The sequence below is a fragment of the Streptococcus gordonii genome, assembly GCF_001553855.1.
Classification (GTDB): Bacteria; Bacillota; Bacilli; order Lactobacillales; family Streptococcaceae; genus Streptococcus; species Streptococcus gordonii.
The window spans coordinates 352,547-369,112 of the sequence record NZ_LQWV01000012.1; the positions used below are offsets into that span (position 1 = coordinate 352,547).

The 16,566-nt window shown below is 42.4% G+C and carries 17 protein-coding genes; 11 read left to right on the forward strand and 6 right to left on the reverse strand.

All coding sequences use genetic code 11. The features are described 5' to 3' along the window. The first annotated feature begins 6 nt into the window (after window positions 1-6). The 3 genes from AWH02_RS04675 (at window position 7) to rpsO (ending at window position 2,576) form a co-directional block, all read left to right on the forward strand. The gene (locus AWH02_RS04675) at window positions 7-678 is read left to right on the forward strand and encodes a DUF4956 domain-containing protein (protein WP_045505526.1); all 672 of its coding nucleotides are present in this window, start codon (window positions 7-9) and stop codon (window positions 676-678) included. A 16-nt stretch (window positions 679-694) separates the two neighbouring features. Next, complete coding sequence (locus AWH02_RS04680; protein WP_060553093.1) at window positions 695-2,080, forward strand: DUF4832 domain-containing protein; 1,386 nt, start codon at window positions 695-697, stop codon at window positions 2,078-2,080. A gap of 226 nt (window positions 2,081-2,306) precedes the next feature. Then, the gene (rpsO, locus tag AWH02_RS04690; RefSeq protein WP_004193424.1) at window positions 2,307-2,576 is read left to right on the forward strand and encodes a 30S ribosomal protein S15; all 270 of its coding nucleotides are present in this window, start codon (window positions 2,307-2,309) and stop codon (window positions 2,574-2,576) included. 527 nt (window positions 2,577-3,103) lie between these two features. On the opposite strand, the gene AWH02_RS04695 is transcribed toward rpsO, so the two are convergent. After that, window positions 3,104-4,030 (reverse strand): alpha/beta hydrolase family protein, encoded by a 927-nt coding sequence (locus tag AWH02_RS04695; RefSeq protein WP_060553092.1) that lies wholly within the window; start codon window positions 4,028-4,030, stop codon window positions 3,104-3,106. A 286-nt stretch (window positions 4,031-4,316) separates the two neighbouring features. Between AWH02_RS04695 and AWH02_RS04700 the strand changes: the two genes are divergently transcribed. The 3 genes from AWH02_RS04700 to trxA all read left to right on the forward strand — a co-directional run bounded on the left by AWH02_RS04700 (window position 4,317) and on the right by trxA (window position 5,472). Then, a complete protein-coding gene (locus AWH02_RS04700; protein WP_048777346.1) occupies window positions 4,317-4,730 on the forward strand; it encodes a YjdF family protein in 414 nt (137 codons plus the stop codon). A gap of 190 nt (window positions 4,731-4,920) precedes the next feature. Beyond that, entirely contained in the window at window positions 4,921-5,142 is a 222-nt protein-coding gene (locus AWH02_RS04705; protein WP_008808355.1) for a DUF4649 family protein, read from the forward strand. A gap of 15 nt (window positions 5,143-5,157) precedes the next feature. Continuing rightward, complete coding sequence (gene trxA / locus AWH02_RS04710) at window positions 5,158-5,472, forward strand: thioredoxin (RefSeq protein ID WP_045505534.1); 315 nt, start codon at window positions 5,158-5,160, stop codon at window positions 5,470-5,472. Window positions 5,473-5,571: 99 nt separating this feature from the next. Here trxA and AWH02_RS04715 read toward each other — a convergent pair whose 3' ends face one another. From AWH02_RS04715 to AWH02_RS04735, 5 genes are all read right to left on the reverse strand, one after another. Next, window positions 5,572-6,240 carry an MIP/aquaporin family protein gene (locus AWH02_RS04715; protein WP_060553091.1) on the reverse strand — a complete coding sequence of 223 codons (669 nt, stop codon included), beginning with the start codon at window positions 6,238-6,240 and terminating at the stop codon, window positions 5,572-5,574. Between the two features lie 110 nt (window positions 6,241-6,350). Beyond that, window positions 6,351-7,142 carry a DUF2785 domain-containing protein gene (locus AWH02_RS04720; RefSeq protein ID WP_060553090.1) on the reverse strand — a complete coding sequence of 264 codons (792 nt, stop codon included), beginning with the start codon at window positions 7,140-7,142 and terminating at the stop codon, window positions 6,351-6,353. A gap of 340 nt (window positions 7,143-7,482) precedes the next feature. Further along, a complete protein-coding gene (locus AWH02_RS04725) occupies window positions 7,483-8,142 on the reverse strand; it encodes a hypothetical protein (RefSeq protein ID WP_060553089.1) in 660 nt (219 codons plus the stop codon). Between the two features lie 170 nt (window positions 8,143-8,312). Next, entirely contained in the window at window positions 8,313-10,109 is a 1,797-nt protein-coding gene (gene pepF / locus AWH02_RS04730) for an oligoendopeptidase F (RefSeq protein WP_060553088.1), read from the reverse strand. Between the two features lie 114 nt (window positions 10,110-10,223). Next, complete coding sequence (locus AWH02_RS04735) at window positions 10,224-11,585, reverse strand: MFS transporter (RefSeq protein WP_060553087.1); 1,362 nt, start codon at window positions 11,583-11,585, stop codon at window positions 10,224-10,226. 522 nt (window positions 11,586-12,107) lie between these two features. Between AWH02_RS04735 and pnp the strand changes: the two genes are divergently transcribed. The 5 genes from pnp (at window position 12,108) to AWH02_RS04760 (ending at window position 16,564) form a co-directional block, all read left to right on the forward strand. Then, entirely contained in the window at window positions 12,108-14,306 is a 2,199-nt protein-coding gene (pnp, locus tag AWH02_RS04740; RefSeq protein WP_060553086.1) for a polyribonucleotide nucleotidyltransferase, read from the forward strand. 86 nt (window positions 14,307-14,392) lie between these two features. Further along, on the forward strand, window positions 14,393-15,010 hold the full coding sequence (gene cysE, locus AWH02_RS04745; protein WP_060954909.1) for a serine O-acetyltransferase: 618 nt from the start codon (window positions 14,393-14,395) through the stop codon (window positions 15,008-15,010). Window positions 15,011-15,037: 27 nt separating this feature from the next. Further along, window positions 15,038-15,256, forward strand: coding sequence for a YdeI/OmpD-associated family protein (locus AWH02_RS04750; protein ID WP_060553084.1), 219 nt, complete (start codon window positions 15,038-15,040; stop codon window positions 15,254-15,256). A 13-nt stretch (window positions 15,257-15,269) separates the two neighbouring features. Then, window positions 15,270-16,034, forward strand: a complete 765-nt coding sequence (locus AWH02_RS04755) for a nucleoside phosphorylase (RefSeq protein WP_060553083.1) — start codon at window positions 15,270-15,272, stop codon at window positions 16,032-16,034. Between the two features lie 8 nt (window positions 16,035-16,042). Next, entirely contained in the window at window positions 16,043-16,564 is a 522-nt protein-coding gene (locus AWH02_RS04760; protein WP_000301974.1) for a dihydrofolate reductase family protein, read from the forward strand. Window positions 16,565-16,566: the final 2 nt, after the last annotated feature.

A 16,566-nucleotide genomic window follows, 5' to 3' on the forward strand; every position in this document is an offset into this window, starting at 1 on the left:
AAAAGAATGAGTGTTCAAGATATGATTAAAAAATCAATATTAAAATCTGAGAATTTTACTTCCCAAAATGCTGTAAAAATTCTTGCCACTCTTTTATTAGCAATCGCATTAGGAGCTTTTATTTACTTTGTTTATCAGCGATTTTTCACTGGAGTAGTCTATTCAAGAAGTTTTGCCATGACCTTGATTGGTATGTCTATCCTAACAGCCATGGTTACTTTGGCAATTAGTACCAACGTTGTTATCTCTTTGGGGATGGTCGGTGCCCTTTCCATTGTGCGTTACCGGACGGCTGTAAAAGATCCCATGGACCTGCTTTATTTGTTCTGGGCCATCACCACAGGAATCACAGTTGGAGCAGGTATGTATATCTTAGCCATTGTGACAGCTGTTGTCATTTTTGCAATGCTACTCATTTTTAGTCGGATGCAGCACCAAGGTAGGGTCTTCATTCTCATTATTCATTACCAAGGAGATGAAACAGGAGACCGCATCATCCAATCTTTTGGTAAGATCAAGTACTTTGTGAAATCCAAGACCCTTAGAGGAGATGCTGTTGAAATGGCAGTTGAAGTCCTCTGCAAAAAAGACGATTTCACATTTGTAGAACGCATTCGGAATATTGAACAGGTTTCAGACGTGACACTTATCCAATACAACGGTGAGTATCACGGATAGCATGATTGGAAATGGAATGAATAAAAAGTTGCGATACAGTTTAATTATTTTAGTAGTAGCCACGATTTTTGGTAGTTTTTTCTTAAGTTCCTTGAATAATAAAAAACAAGTAAACCGTACTTTCACCTACTCTGAAGAGGCAATTCCAAATCCCTTGATGGGCTATGCGCCATCAGCAGAGGAATCGGAGCTTTCTGACGATGTTCAACTGGTATATATGGATGTCACTTGGAAAGAATTAGAAGCCCAAAAGGGTGTATATGATTGGGAAAAGATAGAAGAAAGCAACCAGATGGAACGCTGGAAAAAGGAAGGAAAGTATATTGTTCTACGTTTTGTCTTAGACTATCCTTCCAGTACTTCTCATGAAGATATTCCTTCTTGGCTCATAAAAGAAATGTCTGATCCAGGGGACCGCTATGAGTCTGACTATGGAAAAGGCTTTTCTCCTAATTATTCAGATAAAACCTTGATTTCTTATTATCAAAAAGCTGTTGCTGCTATGGGAGAGCGCTGGGCTAAAAGTGGGCAAATTGCCTTTATTCAGCTTGGGGTTCTCGGCCATTGGGGAGAATGGCACGTCAATGATGAGGTAAACATCAGAAAATTACCAGAAGCAGCAATCCGTGAAAAATTTATCACTCCATGGACTCAAACTTTTCCCAAAGCCAATATTTTAATGCGCCGGCCTTTTGTGGCTGCGAAGAAGCATGGCTTCGGCCTTTATAATGATATGGTCGGAGAGAAAGAAAGCACTAAGGTTTGGCTGGATTGGATAAAATCTGGTGGCGACTATGACCAGGAAGAAGCGAAGGATGGCCTTGTAGCGATGCCTGACGCCTGGCAAACTGCACCGATTGGTGGTGAGTTTACTAGTGCAGTGAGCATGAAAAACATTCTCAAGAATAATTTAGAACAAACGATTAAAGAAGTTCAACAATCGCATACAAGCTTCTTGGGACCTAAGATTGCTGAGGTGCTTGATGAGAAGGATGATACGGGCTATAACGAAGTGTTGAAAAACATGGGTTATAGATTGTGGGTTCCTTCAGCGTCCTTGAAGCTTCAAGGCGATGAAACCAAGCTGAATCTTACTTTAGCAAACAAAGGAGTGGCTCCTTTTTATCGGAATTGGGAAACTAAGATCTATGTTCTTGATAAATCTGGGGAGATTGTAGAAACTAAGAAACTTTCTCTTGATTTGACCAAACTTTTACCAGATAAAGAGGAAGAGATTGAAGTCTCACTTTCAACTTCTGATTTGATGGATAAGGATAAGGGATATAAGGTTGCTATAGGAATTATCTCTCCTTTAACAAACCAACCATCTATTCGTTTTGCAAATGAGGGTCAAGAAGACCAGACTGTACTGACTCTCTATGATGCTGCAACTGATGAATAAAAAATGAAGTGCTCTGCCTATTGCAACACTTCTTTTTTAGCTAATTTTCGGGAACTATGTGGCTAGGGTTGTTTATCAATGACCAAGACGATTTAAAGTAGGATGATTTGACAAAGCTGGTCCTTCTTGGTAGAATAAGAATGTCGTAGAGACAAATAACTTCTTCTTGGTTGCAGGCCATGCCAAACCTGCCACTCGGATGAAGCGTAAAGAAAAGGAGTATATCATGGCAATCTCAAAAGAGAAAAAAAATGAAATCATTGCACAATACGCACGTCACGAAGGTGACACAGGTTCAGTAGAGGTTCAAGTTGCTGTCCTTACTTGGGAAATCAACCACCTCAACGACCACATCAAACAACACAAAAAAGACCACGCTACTTACCGTGGATTGATGAAGAAAATCGGTCGCCGTCGTAACTTGCTTGCATACTTGCGTAAAAACGACGTTAACCGTTACCGTGAGTTGATTAACTCTCTAGGACTTCGTCGTTAATCTGCTTTATTTTCCACTTACATTGCCTTGTCACCTTACCTTGATATACTCAAGTATTATCTTCGGTTACGGTTCCCAGCACTGTAAGGTAAAATAAACCAGAATGATCTCCCTTCGGGGAGATTTTTTGTTTCACTAAAATTTTCGTACAATCTTCGGCTCGTCGCCTAGTCTATAAACGTTTTATTCAGCAAGAAACAGGATGCTAAGGCCGTCAAAAGCACAAAGTAAAAATAGGAAAATTGACGAAGAAACTTCACTTTCTAGGAGATTTTATCTTTTTTGCCAAGTGCTTAGGCCATGTTCAATTGAGCACATCTTGATAATGAAGCTACTCTAATTGGGTAGCTTTTTTCATGGATTTTAGCCCGAGCTCAAAACAGTTTTCTGGGTTTCGGAGCATGATTATTCTTCTTTCCCCTTAATTTATTTTAAGCTCTTCAAATATCGTTTTCTAAGCTAAATTTTCCAATTCTACAGATAAAAAGCCCTTCTATCCTTTAGAAGAACTTTTTCTATCAGCAAATTTACTCTTTCAAGAATTTTTGAATGGCAGGAACGGCAGTAATAGCAAATCTTTCGTCGATGCCATGCTCCCCGCCTTCTACAGTGATTAGCTCTGCATTTGGAATGGTCTGGCTGGCTTGGACCGCATACTGGTAGGGAACGACTGCATCATCAGTACCATGGATAATCAGAGTCCGAGCTGTAATTTTGGCCAGCTCAGATTGGATATCGATACCTAAAGCATCAATTAGATAAATCTTCCCTAGAGTAACATTTTGGTTTGTCAAGCTATCGGGAAGTTGGTCGAAGTCAGGACTCCCTAGCTCACGATAGGTCTCCTTGGCATCGTCAAAAAGAACGAAAGCCGGAAAGATGAGCAGAAGTTTGTGTACGCGGTCCGGATAAGCAGCAGCATAGAGACTGGCAACGACACCGCCTTGGCTGGCGCCGAATAAGCTCATTTTGCTCTTATCTACAAAGGCCTCGGAACTCAGCTTTTCCATGACTTGGGTCAAGTCAGTGAGTTCGGTCTTGACCGACATATTCAGCATATCCTGTCCACCGCTTTTCGACTGACGGCTGCCGCCGTAGAAATCAAAGCTGTAAACCAGATAACCTTGCTTTGCCAACAGCTGGCTATACATTTCATATTGCTCAAGGGTGTTATTCAATCCATGTGCGATAACAATAGTCGGTAATTTTTTACTCTTGTAGTCAGAAGGAGCAGTAATCTTTCCGTAGAGCTGCTTGCCGTCGTATGAAACACTATAGTCTTCAGACACGATATCTTCTGTCGGAGTCGGTTGCTTGTCACTCTTCTCACTAGAAGCTGTTTGTGTGGTTTCTGGCTTAGGAGGAGTATGAATTGGTTTGGTTTGGGACAAGTAGAAGAAAAGTACAAGTCCGGCTAAGCCCAAGGTTGCTAAGAAAGCCCAAATATACTTCATAGTTCTCTCCTTTCAGTATTTGTAGTATTATAGCGGAAATGAAGTTATTTTACAAGGAGAGAGTTTTCTTACTTTTTGATTTTTCTGGATTTCATGCAAGAAAATCCAATTCACTTATCTAAGCGAGATTCCGAGAATCTTGAATTTTTTAGAAAATCTTGCTAGACTGTAGCTACTAAGATAAAAACACAGTTCTGGTTGGTAGTCCAGACGCAAAATCTATTTTTTGTCAGTAACCTTCCTCCTTGGTTGTCCATTCTTAGGGATTTTTAAAGGAGGTGCTGTCATGGATAAGATTTCAATGACGCTGACAGTTTATTTTGAAGAGGGCTTTTGGCACGGTCTTTTCGAGCAGGAACATGCTCAATTTTATAGAGTTTGCCGAGTAACCTTTGGTGCAGAGCCTAGCACGCAGGAATTGTTGGATTTTCTAAACCGTTATTATCATCGGTTGCAGTTTAGTCCTAGCATCAGGGTGAAGGAAAAGACTAAGTCGGTCAGTCCTAAACGCTTGCAGAGACAGGCTAAAAAGGAGCAGATGGCTTCACGGTCTTCAAAGTCTCAGGAAGCGCTGAAGCTGCAATTTGAAGAGCAAAAGAAAATCGCTCAAGTCAAGCGCAAGCAGCAGAAAGAACTGGCTAAGCAAAGGAAATTTGAACTCAAACAGCAAAAACGATTGGAAAAGCACAAGGGGCATTGAGCCTGTTTTTTCTTATTTCTATGGAAAGGTCTTCCGATGGGAGGCTTTTTTTGTTTGTCAGTCAATCGGTGAGTAACTTTAAAAGTGAATGAATTTCTCTGAGTCGTTTTATTTGACAGATGTAATAAAGATAGTTACAATATAATCATAAAATAAAAAATTACAAGAGTAATTTGAAAAAGGAGAAGTTATGATTGAAATTACTTATTTGGATGCTGTCAAGCAAGAGCGGAAGATGACCTTTGAGTCCTATCAAGCATTTGAACAGTCTCAGCAGGCCTGCTTGATTGGGGTTGCGGATTATTATCCGGTTCAGAAACTGACCTATAATGGGCACGATTTGGATTATCATGGGACTTATGGCGATGTATTCTTTTTCCTGATGAAGCAGGATTTGACAAAGTTTGATTAAAAGGAGATAAAAATAATGGTAAAAGCAATTACAGATGCAACATTTGAGCAAGAAACAAAGGATGGTTTAGTTTTAGTTGATTTTTGGGCAACATGGTGTGGACCTTGTCGAATGCAAGGACCAGTGCTAGATAGACTGTCGGAAGAATTTTCAGAAGATAAACTTAAAATTGTCAAAATAGATGTGGATGAAAATCCACTGACGGCTCGTTCCTTTGGAATTATGTCTATTCCAACACTTTTATTTAAAAAAGATGGCCAAGTAGTTAAACAAGTTGCAGGTGTTCATACTGCAGAACAAATCAAAGCAATCGTTGCTGAATTGAGTTAAAGTTAATACACTCCCGTAAGTAAAATGGGAGTGTATTTTAATATTTAAAGAAAAAGCCCTGTTCCTCAAGATAAGGAGCAAGGCTCTTTTTATTTTCAATTATTCTTCTGTTCCAAGAAGGTTTTTGGCAACTACTGTTGCAAGAAGGCCACCAACAATTGGTGCTAAGATGAAGATCCAAACTTGTTGCAAGGCTACACCACCTACAAGAAGAGCTGGTGCCAAGCTACGAGCTGGATTAACTGAAAGGCCTGTGATATTGAGACCAACCAAGATCATCACTACCAAAGTCAAGGCAATTACGAGGCCAGCGATTGAGCTGTTGCCCTTGCTTGTAGAAGTCACGGTCATGATAACCAAGACAAACAAGAAGGTTGCAATGACTTCAAATAAGAAGCCACCAAAGATAGTTACACCATTTGCCAAGGCATTTTCACCTAGGCTGGCAGTTGGCATACCTGAGTTAGCCAAGAGGAAGTATACTGTCGCTGAAGCAATAAAAGCCCCAAGAACTTGTGCAAGGATGTAGTTGACAAGATCCTTAGACGACAAACGCTTGTTTGCAAACATAGCAATAGATACTGCAGGATTAAGGTGAGCTCCGGAAATCGTACCGATAGAGTAAGCAGCAGCAACGATTGACAAACCAAAGGCAAGGGCAATTCCAAGCTGACCAAGGCCCTCTACACCATTACCAAAAACAACTGCGCCTGTTCCTACAAACACAAGCATGAATGTACCGATTAATTCAGCAAAAAACTTTTTCATTTTCTGTCTCCTTTTTCTAAAACTAAGCACTAGTCTATCAAAAGAAGTAATCGGATTCAAGAAAAGTGACTTGAAAATTTTTTGAAAATCATAAAACGACTAGCTTATCCTTAGTATTGAAAAGATTGAATAGCTTTTCTTAACTCATTTTGTAAAATGTTTCTCTGATCAAGTTGAACATAAACTTCCAACAGACAGGATCTGAAGTTGGAAAATTTATAAAAATCTTCAGTCTCTTCTAACGTAAAATCAATAGCTTTTATCCAAGAAACTACTTGTTCTTGCTCTAACTTTCCTTGTAAAATGGGTTCATAAAGTACTCTTGCTAAACGCCAATCCTCATCGTTTGTAAAACGAATCGAAATTCTTTTAAATAGTTGGTCAAGTATGTCAATTACTTCATGAACTCTGTTTTTAGGAAATTCTGGATGACAAACTACCTCTGTCAAGAGATCAGCACCATGCGCAAAAGCGTGAACCCAACCATATTGACTTGAAAAACCTGTTGTATCCTTTTCTTTTGAAAGATAGTGCAAGCCTTGATTTAAAATGATATTGCGAATTTCTCCTTTTAATTCCTGATAAAAAATCGATTGCTGATTGGCATCTGCAGACAGGAGATTTGCATAAATAAGTGCCCTAAAAGAACGTTCAAGCGTTGGCAACCCTATCTTGTGAATCTCTTTCTCTAGTCCTCCATCAGATAAAATTTCCCCAGCAATGAAATGGAATTGTTTCTCTGTAAATAGTTCTTCTTGAATCCCTCTAGCCAAGCTTATAAAAACGAGGTCATCGCGAATTTCTGACGAGGGATCTCCCAAATGCTTCAGTAACCACTGGATTTCTTCTTGGCTATAGCTTGGTCTTTCTTCTGTCACTTTTCTTTGTAATTCTTGATACATCCTTAGCACCTCTACATTTCTAGTAACTTATCAAAAAGCCATCCGTAGATGACTTTATATTATTTAAACATCAAATTTTTTCAGTAGTAACTAAATAGCAAGTTCAGTTCTAACATCACGAACTTCAACGGCCTTCTTGAGAATGGCTATAGATAAGCCAATTTCAAGAATGATTAATAGCCGAAAAGCATTATGATATAGCGAGCCTACTCTTCATCTATTCCCCCAACTCTTCGCTGTAGGCGATAATCTGATCAACTGTGTCAGACAAGAACTGGATAGTATCGCGGAGTGGTTAAGCATATACATATTGCCTGATGGATACTGAGCAGATCTAATGTTACCATGCCAACCCTGCATTTGCTATTTCCTTTTTTGAAGCGTATTGACCGTTGGGACGATGCCATCTGCCTCTATAATCTTTAAAATATCCACCGGCAGCTACTGATTCTTGCTGTTCTACTATCTGATTTTCTGTAGCTTGTCTCTCTGCAGCTTGGCGTGCTTGTTCAGCTTCTGCAGCTTGTTGGGCCCTAATATTAATCGCATTTTGGACAAGTCCAATACGATATACCAATTTAGACTTTATATTTTCATCAGCAACACGTTCAACTGCAGCTTGAGCTGGAGCAACGTAGTCTTGAACTTGATTGTTTTCCAGTTGTTGAACAGCTGCCTCTGCTTGCTCTGCAATTTGTTTGGCTTCCGCGTCTCTTCTTTCTTGTTCTTCGCGAGCTTTCCTCTCTTCTTCTTGTTTTTTTCTTTCCTCTTCTTCTCGTAGTTTTCTTTCTTCCTCAGTCTTTTTCTCTTTTTCCTGTTGTTCTTTTTCTTTTTTATCTTTCTCTAATTTTTCTTTTTCCGCTTTCTCTAAACTATTTTTATCCTCTTTTTGAACGAAGCCTATCTGTTTATCGGTGTTTTCTTGGGAAACCTCATTCTCTGTTGAGCAAGCTCCAAGCAGTAGTGCAGTCAAAGCTGTTAAAAATAACCATTTTTTCATAATTTTTCTCCCTTTGGATATATATCCAAGGACATCATATCACAAAAAGGAAGCGTTTTCAATAGATATTTTTGTAAAAATTTAAAATATAGATTTTTTTAAAATTTTCTAAAGGGATTCAAAAATCAGACCCAGATGAATAATCTGAGTCTGATTCTAAAGATATGGACTTATTCCCCCAACTCCTCGCTGTAGGCGATAATCTGATCAACTGTGTCGGACAAGAATTGGATGGTGTCGCGGAGTGGTTTGTCTGTTGAAATATCTGCTCCTATAATCATAGCTGACTCAAGTGGAGTCTTGCTGCCGCCAGATTTGAGCAGTTCAAGCCAGTCACGGGCACCATTTTCGTCATTTTTCAAATGTAGGTAGCCAGCAGTAGAGATGACCAGACCTGCGGAGTAAGTATAGCTGTACAGCCCCATGTAGTAGTGGGCTTGGCGCATCCAAGTTAAGGCAGCGTCGTCGTCGATTTCAACGGCATCGCCCCAGAAGTCCGTCAAGACTTCTTTCATGATAGCGTTGAGTTTGCTTGCGCCAAAGGTTCCGCCTTCTTCAATCAAAGTATAGACCTTGCGTTGGAAGGCAGCTTCCAGCAAGTGGGTGATGAAGTTGTGGAAGTAGGTATCCGTCAGACGGTGAGCCAAGGCGAAGCGCTTCTGGCGAGGATTATTAAACTGGCGTTCCAGATAATCACTGAGCAGGAGCTCATTAAAGGTAGACGGAGCTTCCACATAGTAGGTGGACATGTGGGCGTTGAAATAGCTTTGGTGATTGTCAGAGAAGATAAACTGACCGGAGTGGCCAATCTCGTGAATCAGAGTATAGACATCGCTCATGCGACCAGTCCAGCTCATGAGGACATAAGGGTGAACCCGATAAGGATCCGCAGCATAGCCTCCAGAATCTTTTCCAGCATTGGCCGCAAAGTCAACCCAGCGTTCTTCCTTATAGCGGGCAACTTCTTGACAATACTCTTGTCCGAGTGGCTCGACTGACTTCATGACGAGGTCGTAGGCATCATCAATGCTGACTTCGGGATTGAGCTCGCTGTCCAAGTCCAGTTTCCAATCGGCAAAAGTCATTTTTTCAAGTCCGTTTACCTTAGCGACATGCTTGAGGTATTTCTGAGCTACCGGGGCAAATTCGCTCATAATCAAGTCGATCTGTCGGCCAAACATAGAGCGATCAACTTCTTGCTCAGCTAGCAAGTAGTCAAAGACAGAGTCATAGCCCTTCATGTCAGCTAGCAGTTTTTCAGACTTGACCTGAGCCAGATAGGCAGCTGCAGCGGCATTTTGGTGCTTGCGAAGGCCATCAGAGAAAGATCGGAAAGATTTTTCGCGGATTTCTGCATTTTCATGGTTTTGGTAGAAATTCTCATAGGTGACAAAGCTGTTTTTGTATACTTTGCCGTCCACTTCAAAGTCAGCCATAGCAAAGTCGCCAGCCCGCATTTTAGTGTAAATATCCTGAGGACTGTAGAAGACTTCGCCCAGATTAGTCAAGGCTTTTTCGACATCCGCTCCCAGATAGTGGGCTTTTTTGATTTTAGCCTGGCGGATGGCTGAAGTCAGATGGGGCTCTTGACCTAGTTTTTCTAAGATAGCTTCGTCTGCACCGACCAGGGCGTCGTCAAAGAAGCTGAGTGCGACATTGGCCTCGGTCTCAAACTCCATGGCTGCTTGGGCAATCTGCGCAAAGCTCTCGTCACCAAAGTCAGTGGTCTGTGGCATGAAGCCGTAGTTGCCGATATGGCTGATTTGGATATAAATCTGCTCTAACTCAGCAAATGCCCGCTCAAAATCTTCGAAAGTGCTGAGATTACCTTGGTAATCGCGGACAAATTTTTTGATATCCTCTCTGGCCTTCTCGATGGCCCGGAGGAAGTCCTCTTGGTCTTGGTAAAGGGCCGTTAGGTCCCAGAGTTCATTTTCTGGAAATTCAGAACGATGTTTTTGTTCCATAGTATACTCCTTTTGTCATATATAGAAATAGTATAGCAAAAAATCCCCCAAAATGTCTTTGGGGGAGAAGGATAAGTCGGAGATTTTAGATGTTTATCAGGTCAAGGATAAAAGTCAATGTTTCTTTGCTGCAATCCTTTTAAAAAGCAGTAGATAAGATAAGAAGACGAAGATAACCAGGCCTAATAGCAGGGTGAAGACGTTTTGAGTTCCTTTTGTCATATTGGGAGCTTGGTTGGCGATGACAGCTGTAACTGCAGTACCTATAGCGCCCGCAAAGGTCTGGGCCAGCTGAAAGAGCGCGGTCGTATCTGCAGTTTTTTCTTTATCAACTTGAGTCGTGGCTAGGGCAAGTGTGTTATTGAAGGCCATGTTTCGCCCCAAGGTAAAGCAAATATAAATCGCAATAACAGCTGTTAAGGTGAGTTCTTTTGTAAAGATAAGGAGCAAGAGTACAGCCAGGAAAAGAAGTGAATTTCCTGTAAAAAGGGTTGGTTTAGGACCTTTTGTATCATAGAGTTTGCCAAAGGCAGGAGAGAGGAAGGCTCCGAGCATGGTTCCTGGAAGCAGTGCGAAGCCTGCCTGAGCGGTTGAAATGTCTTTTTCTATGACTAGGAAGTTGGGAATCAGAAAATTAGTCGATAGGTTTATAAATTGAAAAATAAAGAAGGGTAAAATAGCCAATAAGACCGTTGGTTGCTTTAAGATACGAATATCTAAGAAGGGATGGTCAATTTTCAAGCTCCGATAGATGAAGCAAGCTAGTGGCACTATGCAGAGAACAAGATAGAGCCAATCGATATGTCCTTCTTCTAAGCTGGAGATGGCTACAATAGCAAAGACGAGTGAGCTTGCTAAGAGGGTAAATGAGAGGATATCAAAGGCGCGTTTCCTAGACTTCTCGGAATTTCTTAAAAAGAAAAAGCCAAGGATAAAGGAAATGATTGGGACAGGAAGAATAAAGGTATAAATCATATGCCAGTCAAAACGACTAATCATAAAACCACCGTAAGTCGGTCCAATTGCTGGTGCTAGGCTGACCACCATCCCAGACAAGCCCATGTAGGTTCCAATTTTTTGCTTAGGAACACGCTCAACAATCAAGTTAAAGAGCAAAGGAATGGCTAATCCGGTAGCTCCTCCTTGTAGGATTCTCCCTATCATCAAGATGGGAAAACTTGAAGCCAGCATGGCAATCAGTGTGCCAAAGCAAAAGTTGGCCAAAGCAGTAAAGAGGATGGTTCTCTCTTTCCAATTGTGGGCTAAGGTCGCACCTAAAGTAATTGTAATGGCCACTGCTAGTAAATACCCTGTTGTAATCCATTGAAGTGTTCCCAATCCTAACCCAAAGACCTTACTTAGATGCGGGAAGGTTACATTCATACTGGTTTCAGATAAGATGCCTGCAAAGCAGACTAAGGCTGTCGCAAGGAGCGAGAAAAAATCTTTCTTTTCAACTGTTTGATGATTTGGCACGATTGTCTCCTTTACATGTTTGAAATGAATCACTGTATTTATTATAAAGCAAGAAGTTCTCTTTGAAAAGTGAATAGTGGCTATACCGCCATCCTATTTGATGAATCGAAAGGAAAAAATGAACTCAGCCAGCCAACTATAATCAGCTATAGAAAAGAAAAATAGATTTTCAGTACTTTTATAGAAAAAAAGCCATTTTCAGTCTTTTTCTTTTGCCTGAAATTGTGGTAAAATAAGGTCTGTACGTGCTTGATACAAAGATGAGGATATAATAAGCTACTAAGACCATGATATTAAAGTCACAGTGCTAACTGAACACGTCCTATGAATTGCTTAAGGGCTTAATATCTTGATGAAATGAACACGACCTAAAAGCTGTGTAAAAAAGATAAACTGTCTTGTCTTCATCGAAGACTTCGTCAGTTTCCTATTTTTACTTTGCTTTTAACGGTCTTAGTATCTTGATCTTTGTAGCCAAGGCGTATGAAAAAAATTTGAGCATGTGCTCGGCAAGGAGTCTTTATGACAAAACAAGTTTTTAAAACCGTTTTTGCAGGTCGTGAGCTGGTAGTTGAAACCGGTCAGGTTGCAAAGCAGGCAAATGGCAGCGCCGTTGTTCGATATGGAGAAAGTACCGTTTTAACTGCGGCAACCATGTCCAAAAAGATGGCTACTGGTGACTTTTTCCCATTGCAGGTCAACTATGAGGAAAAAATGTATGCAGCTGGGAAATATCCTGGTGGCTTTAACAAGCGCGAAGGCCGTCCGTCAACAGATGCGACTTTGACCGCCCGCTTGATTGATCGTCCGATTCGTCCTATGTTTGCGGAAGGTTTCCGCAATGAAGTTCAGGTTATCAATACCGTTCTTTCTTATGACGAAGATGCTTCGCCTCAAATGGCTGCTATGTTCGGTAGCTCTCTGGCTCTCTCTATCTCAGATATTCCTTTTAATGGCCCTATCGCAGGAGTTCAGGTCGGTTACGTAGACGGTGAATTCATCATCAATCCTAGCAAGGAACAAAAAGAAGTTTCGCTTTTGGAACTGACAGTGGCTGGTACCAAAGAGGCTATCAACATGGTAGAATCTGGAGCCAAGGAACTGTCTGAAGATATCATGCTGGAAGCTCTTCTCAAAGGGCACCAAGCGGTCAAAGAATTGATTGCTTTCCAGGAAGAAATTGTCGCAGCAGTCGGCAAGGAAAAAGCAGAAGTAGAATTGCTGCATGTTGATGAGGAACTGCAGGCAGAGATTGTCGCAGCCTACAACAGCGACTTGCAAAAGGCTGTTCAGGTTGAAGAAAAACTGGCGCGTGAAGCAGCAACTCAGGCTGTTAAAGACCAAGTCACAGCAGTCTATGAAGAGAAATACGTGGACCACGAAGAATTCGACCGTATCATGCGTGATGTGGCTGAAATCTTGGAGCAAATGGAGCATGCAGAAGTGCGGCGTTTGATTACCGAAGATAAGGTCCGTCCTGATGGTCGTAAGGTTGATGAAATCCGTCCGCTGGATGCGGAAGTGGATTACCTGCCGCGCGTGCATGGTTCTGGTCTCTTTACTCGTGGGCAAACCCAAGCCTTGTCTGTCCTGACTCTGGCGCCAATGGGCGAAACGCAAATCGTTGACGGCTTGGATCCGGAATACAAGAAACGCTTCATGCACCACTATAATTTCCCGCAATACTCTGTCGGGGAGACAGGCCGTTATGGTGCTCCTGGTCGTCGTGAAATTGGACACGGTGCTCTTGGGGAACGTGCCTTGGAGCAAGTCTTGCCTAGCTTGGAAGAGTTTCCTTACGCTATCCGTCTGGTAGCAGAAGTCTTGGAATCAAACGGTTCTTCCTCACAGGCCTCTATCTGTGCGGGCACTTTGGCTCTGATGGCCGGTGGTGTGCCGATTAAGGCTCCGGTTGCTGGTATTGCTATGGGCTTGATTTCAGATGGCAGCAACTACACGGTTCTGACGGACATTCAAGGTTTGGAAGACCATTTTGGTGATATGGACTTTAAGGTGGCTGGTACTCGTGAAGGTATTACAGCTCTCCAAATGGATATCAAGATTGAAGGAATTACAGCAGAAATCCTGACAGAAGCTCTGGCTCAGGCTAAGAAAGCTCGCTTTGAAATTTTGGACTTGATTGAAGCGACGATTCCAGCTCCGCGTCCTGAGTTGGCTCCAACTGCTCCGAAAATCGATACCATCAAGATTGATGTGGACAAGATTAAGATTGTCATCGGTAAAGGTGGGGAAACCATCGATAAGATTATCGCTGAGACCGGCGTTAAGATTGACATTGATGAAGAAGGAAATGTGTCCATCTACTCTAGCGACCAAGACGCCATTAATCGTGCCAAGGAAATCATTGCTGGCTTGGTCCGCGAAGCAAAAGTGGATGAAGTATACCATGCCAAGGTTGTTCGGATTGAGAAATTCGGTGCCTTTGTCAATCTCTTTGACAAGACAGATGCCCTAGTTCACATCTCAGAGCTGGCTTGGACTCGGACCAACAATGTCGAGGACGTCGTACAAATCGGCGATGAAGTGGATGTCAAGGTTATCAAGATTGATGCCAAAGGTCGGGTAGATGCTTCCATGAAGGCTCTTTTGCCACGTCCGCCTAAACCTGAAAAATCAGACAAGCACCATGATAAGCATCATGGTAAGGGGCATCCTCATAAGAAACATGAAGAAGCACCTCTTACTCAAACAGAAGAATAAAAGACAAACAAGGAGTAGTAGGGCTCAGTTGCGTTGCAATTCTTGGGCCAGCTCCCTTGTTTTTTACATCAAGAAAGGAGAAGAAGATGGGATGGTGGAAAGAAACCATTGATATTGTAAAAGAAAATGATCCAGCAGCTCGAAATTCTCTGGAAGTCCTCCTGACTTATCCAGGTATTAAAGCTTTGGCAGCTCATCGTCTTTCTCATTTTTTGTGGAAGCATGGTTTTAAGTTATTAGCAAGAATGCACAGTCAATTCTGGCGTTTTTGGACCCAGATAGAGATTCACCCTGGAGCCCAGATTGAATCAGGTGTCTTTATTGACCACGGCAGTGGTCTAGTGATTGGAGAGACAGCTGTTGTGGAGAAGGGGGCTATGCTATACCACGGTGTTACCTTAGGTGGTACAGGAAAAGATACGGGCAAACGTCATCCGACTGTCCGAGAAGGGGCGCTGATTTCGGCCCACGCTCAGGTGATTGGCCCTATTGAAATTGGAGAGAAAGCCAAAGTTGGGGCGGGTGCAGTGGTTGTATCTGATGTGCCTAGTGATGTGACGGTGGTCGGAGTTCCAGCTAAAATTGTCCGTGTCCACGGCGAGAAGGACGAGCCAACTATCCATGAAGTAGAAGAAAAACGAGAATATTATTTAGACAAACTAGAGCATGCCCGTGAGGCCAGCCACCATTCATCAAGTCTGTAGAAAAGGGCAAAGTTATCGAGGTGAAGTATGACAGGAGGAACCGACATGTCAGATTTATCAGATGCTATTTTGACCCAAGTAGTCCTTGAACTGAAAGAAGGTTTGGACGGTCCCACCAAGGAGCGCTTTACAAAACTGCCGCTTAGCCACCAGCGCGAATGGGCTCGCTATATCAGTGAAGCCAAAAAAGATGAGACCAAGCTGCGTCGCATAGAAAAGATGAAGCTGGATTTGCTGGAGCCTTAAAGAAAGAGAAGTTATGCTATTAGAGGAATTTGAAGATGTAGCAGCAGTTATTGAGCCAACTGAAAAGCCTGTCCATGACAAGGGTGAGGTATGCGAAACCATCATCCTGTCCTTTAATGGCGAAATTCTGAAACGTTTGATTGAGTCAGAAGAAGTCTATCCAGGAGGCTATTTGAAAAGCATAAACGGCCAGCATCCATGGTATATTTACCGCCAAGGACCTAGCAAGCTAGCAGTTATGTTGGCTCCAATTGGGGCTCCCATGATAGTTGGCCAACTGGAGGAGTTGGCGGCCAGAGGCTTCAAAAATTTCATCATTCTAGGTTCCTGTGGTGTTTTGGACCGCTCAATTGAGGCGGATAAGATCATCCTGCCAGCTGCTGCTTTGCGAGATGAAGGGACTAGCTATCACTATGCCCCACCGGGTGATGAAGTCGCCTATGATGAGTCTCTGCTAATCGAGCTGGAAGCTACCTTTGACAAGCACGATATCGAGCATATCCGCACCAAGTCTTGGACGACCGATGCCTTTTATCGGGAAACGCCTGATAAGGTCAAGCGTCGCTTGGCTGCTGGAGCCAAAGTGGTGGACATGGAAGCTTCGGGTATCATGGCTTGGAGTCAATTTCGCAAGAGTAAAGTCTATCAGTTTTTCTACACAGCTGACTATGTGGATCATCATAACCGAACCTGGGATGTCCGCCATGAAGAGCGGAAAGCTGATGCCATGACTTTTTTCACTATCGCTTTGACAATAGCAAAGGAACTAGAAAGGTAACTACAAGAATGGCAGTATATTTTTACGGCTGTATCACCATGGATGGCTACTTGGCAGACAGCCAGCACAGGATAGACTGGCTGCATCAGCTTGGTTCTGTAGAGGATACAGGCTATGATGACTTTTACAGGCAAATGGATATCACCATCATGGGCAAGCGGACCTTTGAGGAAATCCAAGATTTGCAAGATGTAGAAAGTTTTTATCAAGCTACGGAAAACTATGTCTTTACGCATGATAGGCACCTGCCTGTCAGCAATTACCAGCCAGTAGCTGGGGATGTGGTGGACTTTGTTCACCAGATTGACAAGGGCAAAAATGTCTTTGTGATTGGTGGTAATTCCTTGGTAGGACCGCTCTTGGATGCGGATCTTTTCGACCACCTCATTATTCAGATAGCGCCCCTTATCCTAGGAAAGGGGGTTCCCCTCTTTACCCAAGAGGAAGGGCAGCGCTTTTACCAACTGGATAGCCTCAGACAATTTGGCCCTTTTGCAGAGCTGGTTTTCAGCCGAAAAAGTCAGAAATAGAG

Excerpts from the sequence above, each read along its gene's own strand:
- AWH02_RS04755 (WP_060553083.1), top strand. The coding sequence starts at position 15,270 with ATGCTATTAGAGGAATTTGAAGATGTAGCAGCAGTTATTGAGCCAACT.
- AWH02_RS04700 (WP_048777346.1), top strand. The coding sequence starts at position 4,317 with ATGGATAAGATTTCAATGACGCTGACAGTTTATTTTGAAGAGGGCTTT.
- AWH02_RS04725 (WP_060553089.1), bottom strand. The coding sequence starts at position 8,142 with ATGAAAAAATGGTTATTTTTAACAGCTTTGACTGCACTACTGCTTGGA.
- trxA (WP_045505534.1), top strand. The coding sequence starts at position 5,158 with ATGGTAAAAGCAATTACAGATGCAACATTTGAGCAAGAAACAAAGGAT.
- pnp (WP_060553086.1), top strand. The coding sequence starts at position 12,108 with ATGACAAAACAAGTTTTTAAAACCGTTTTTGCAGGTCGTGAGCTGGTA.
- AWH02_RS04695 (WP_060553092.1), bottom strand. The coding sequence starts at position 4,030 with ATGAAGTATATTTGGGCTTTCTTAGCAACCTTGGGCTTAGCCGGACTT.
- AWH02_RS04750 (WP_060553084.1), top strand. The coding sequence starts at position 15,038 with ATGACAGGAGGAACCGACATGTCAGATTTATCAGATGCTATTTTGACC.
- rpsO (WP_004193424.1), top strand. The coding sequence starts at position 2,307 with ATGGCAATCTCAAAAGAGAAAAAAAATGAAATCATTGCACAATACGCA.
- AWH02_RS04715 (WP_060553091.1), bottom strand. The coding sequence starts at position 6,240 with ATGAAAAAGTTTTTTGCTGAATTAATCGGTACATTCATGCTTGTGTTT.
- pepF (WP_060553088.1), bottom strand. The coding sequence starts at position 10,109 with ATGGAACAAAAACATCGTTCTGAATTTCCAGAAAATGAACTCTGGGAC.
- AWH02_RS04720 (WP_060553090.1), bottom strand. The coding sequence starts at position 7,142 with ATGTATCAAGAATTACAAAGAAAAGTGACAGAAGAAAGACCAAGCTAT.
- AWH02_RS04760 (WP_000301974.1), top strand. The coding sequence starts at position 16,043 with ATGGCAGTATATTTTTACGGCTGTATCACCATGGATGGCTACTTGGCA.
- cysE (WP_060954909.1), top strand. The coding sequence starts at position 14,393 with ATGGGATGGTGGAAAGAAACCATTGATATTGTAAAAGAAAATGATCCA.
- AWH02_RS04680 (WP_060553093.1), top strand. The coding sequence starts at position 695 with ATGAATAAAAAGTTGCGATACAGTTTAATTATTTTAGTAGTAGCCACG.
- AWH02_RS04705 (WP_008808355.1), top strand. The coding sequence starts at position 4,921 with ATGATTGAAATTACTTATTTGGATGCTGTCAAGCAAGAGCGGAAGATG.
- AWH02_RS04675 (WP_045505526.1), top strand. The coding sequence starts at position 7 with ATGAGTGTTCAAGATATGATTAAAAAATCAATATTAAAATCTGAGAAT.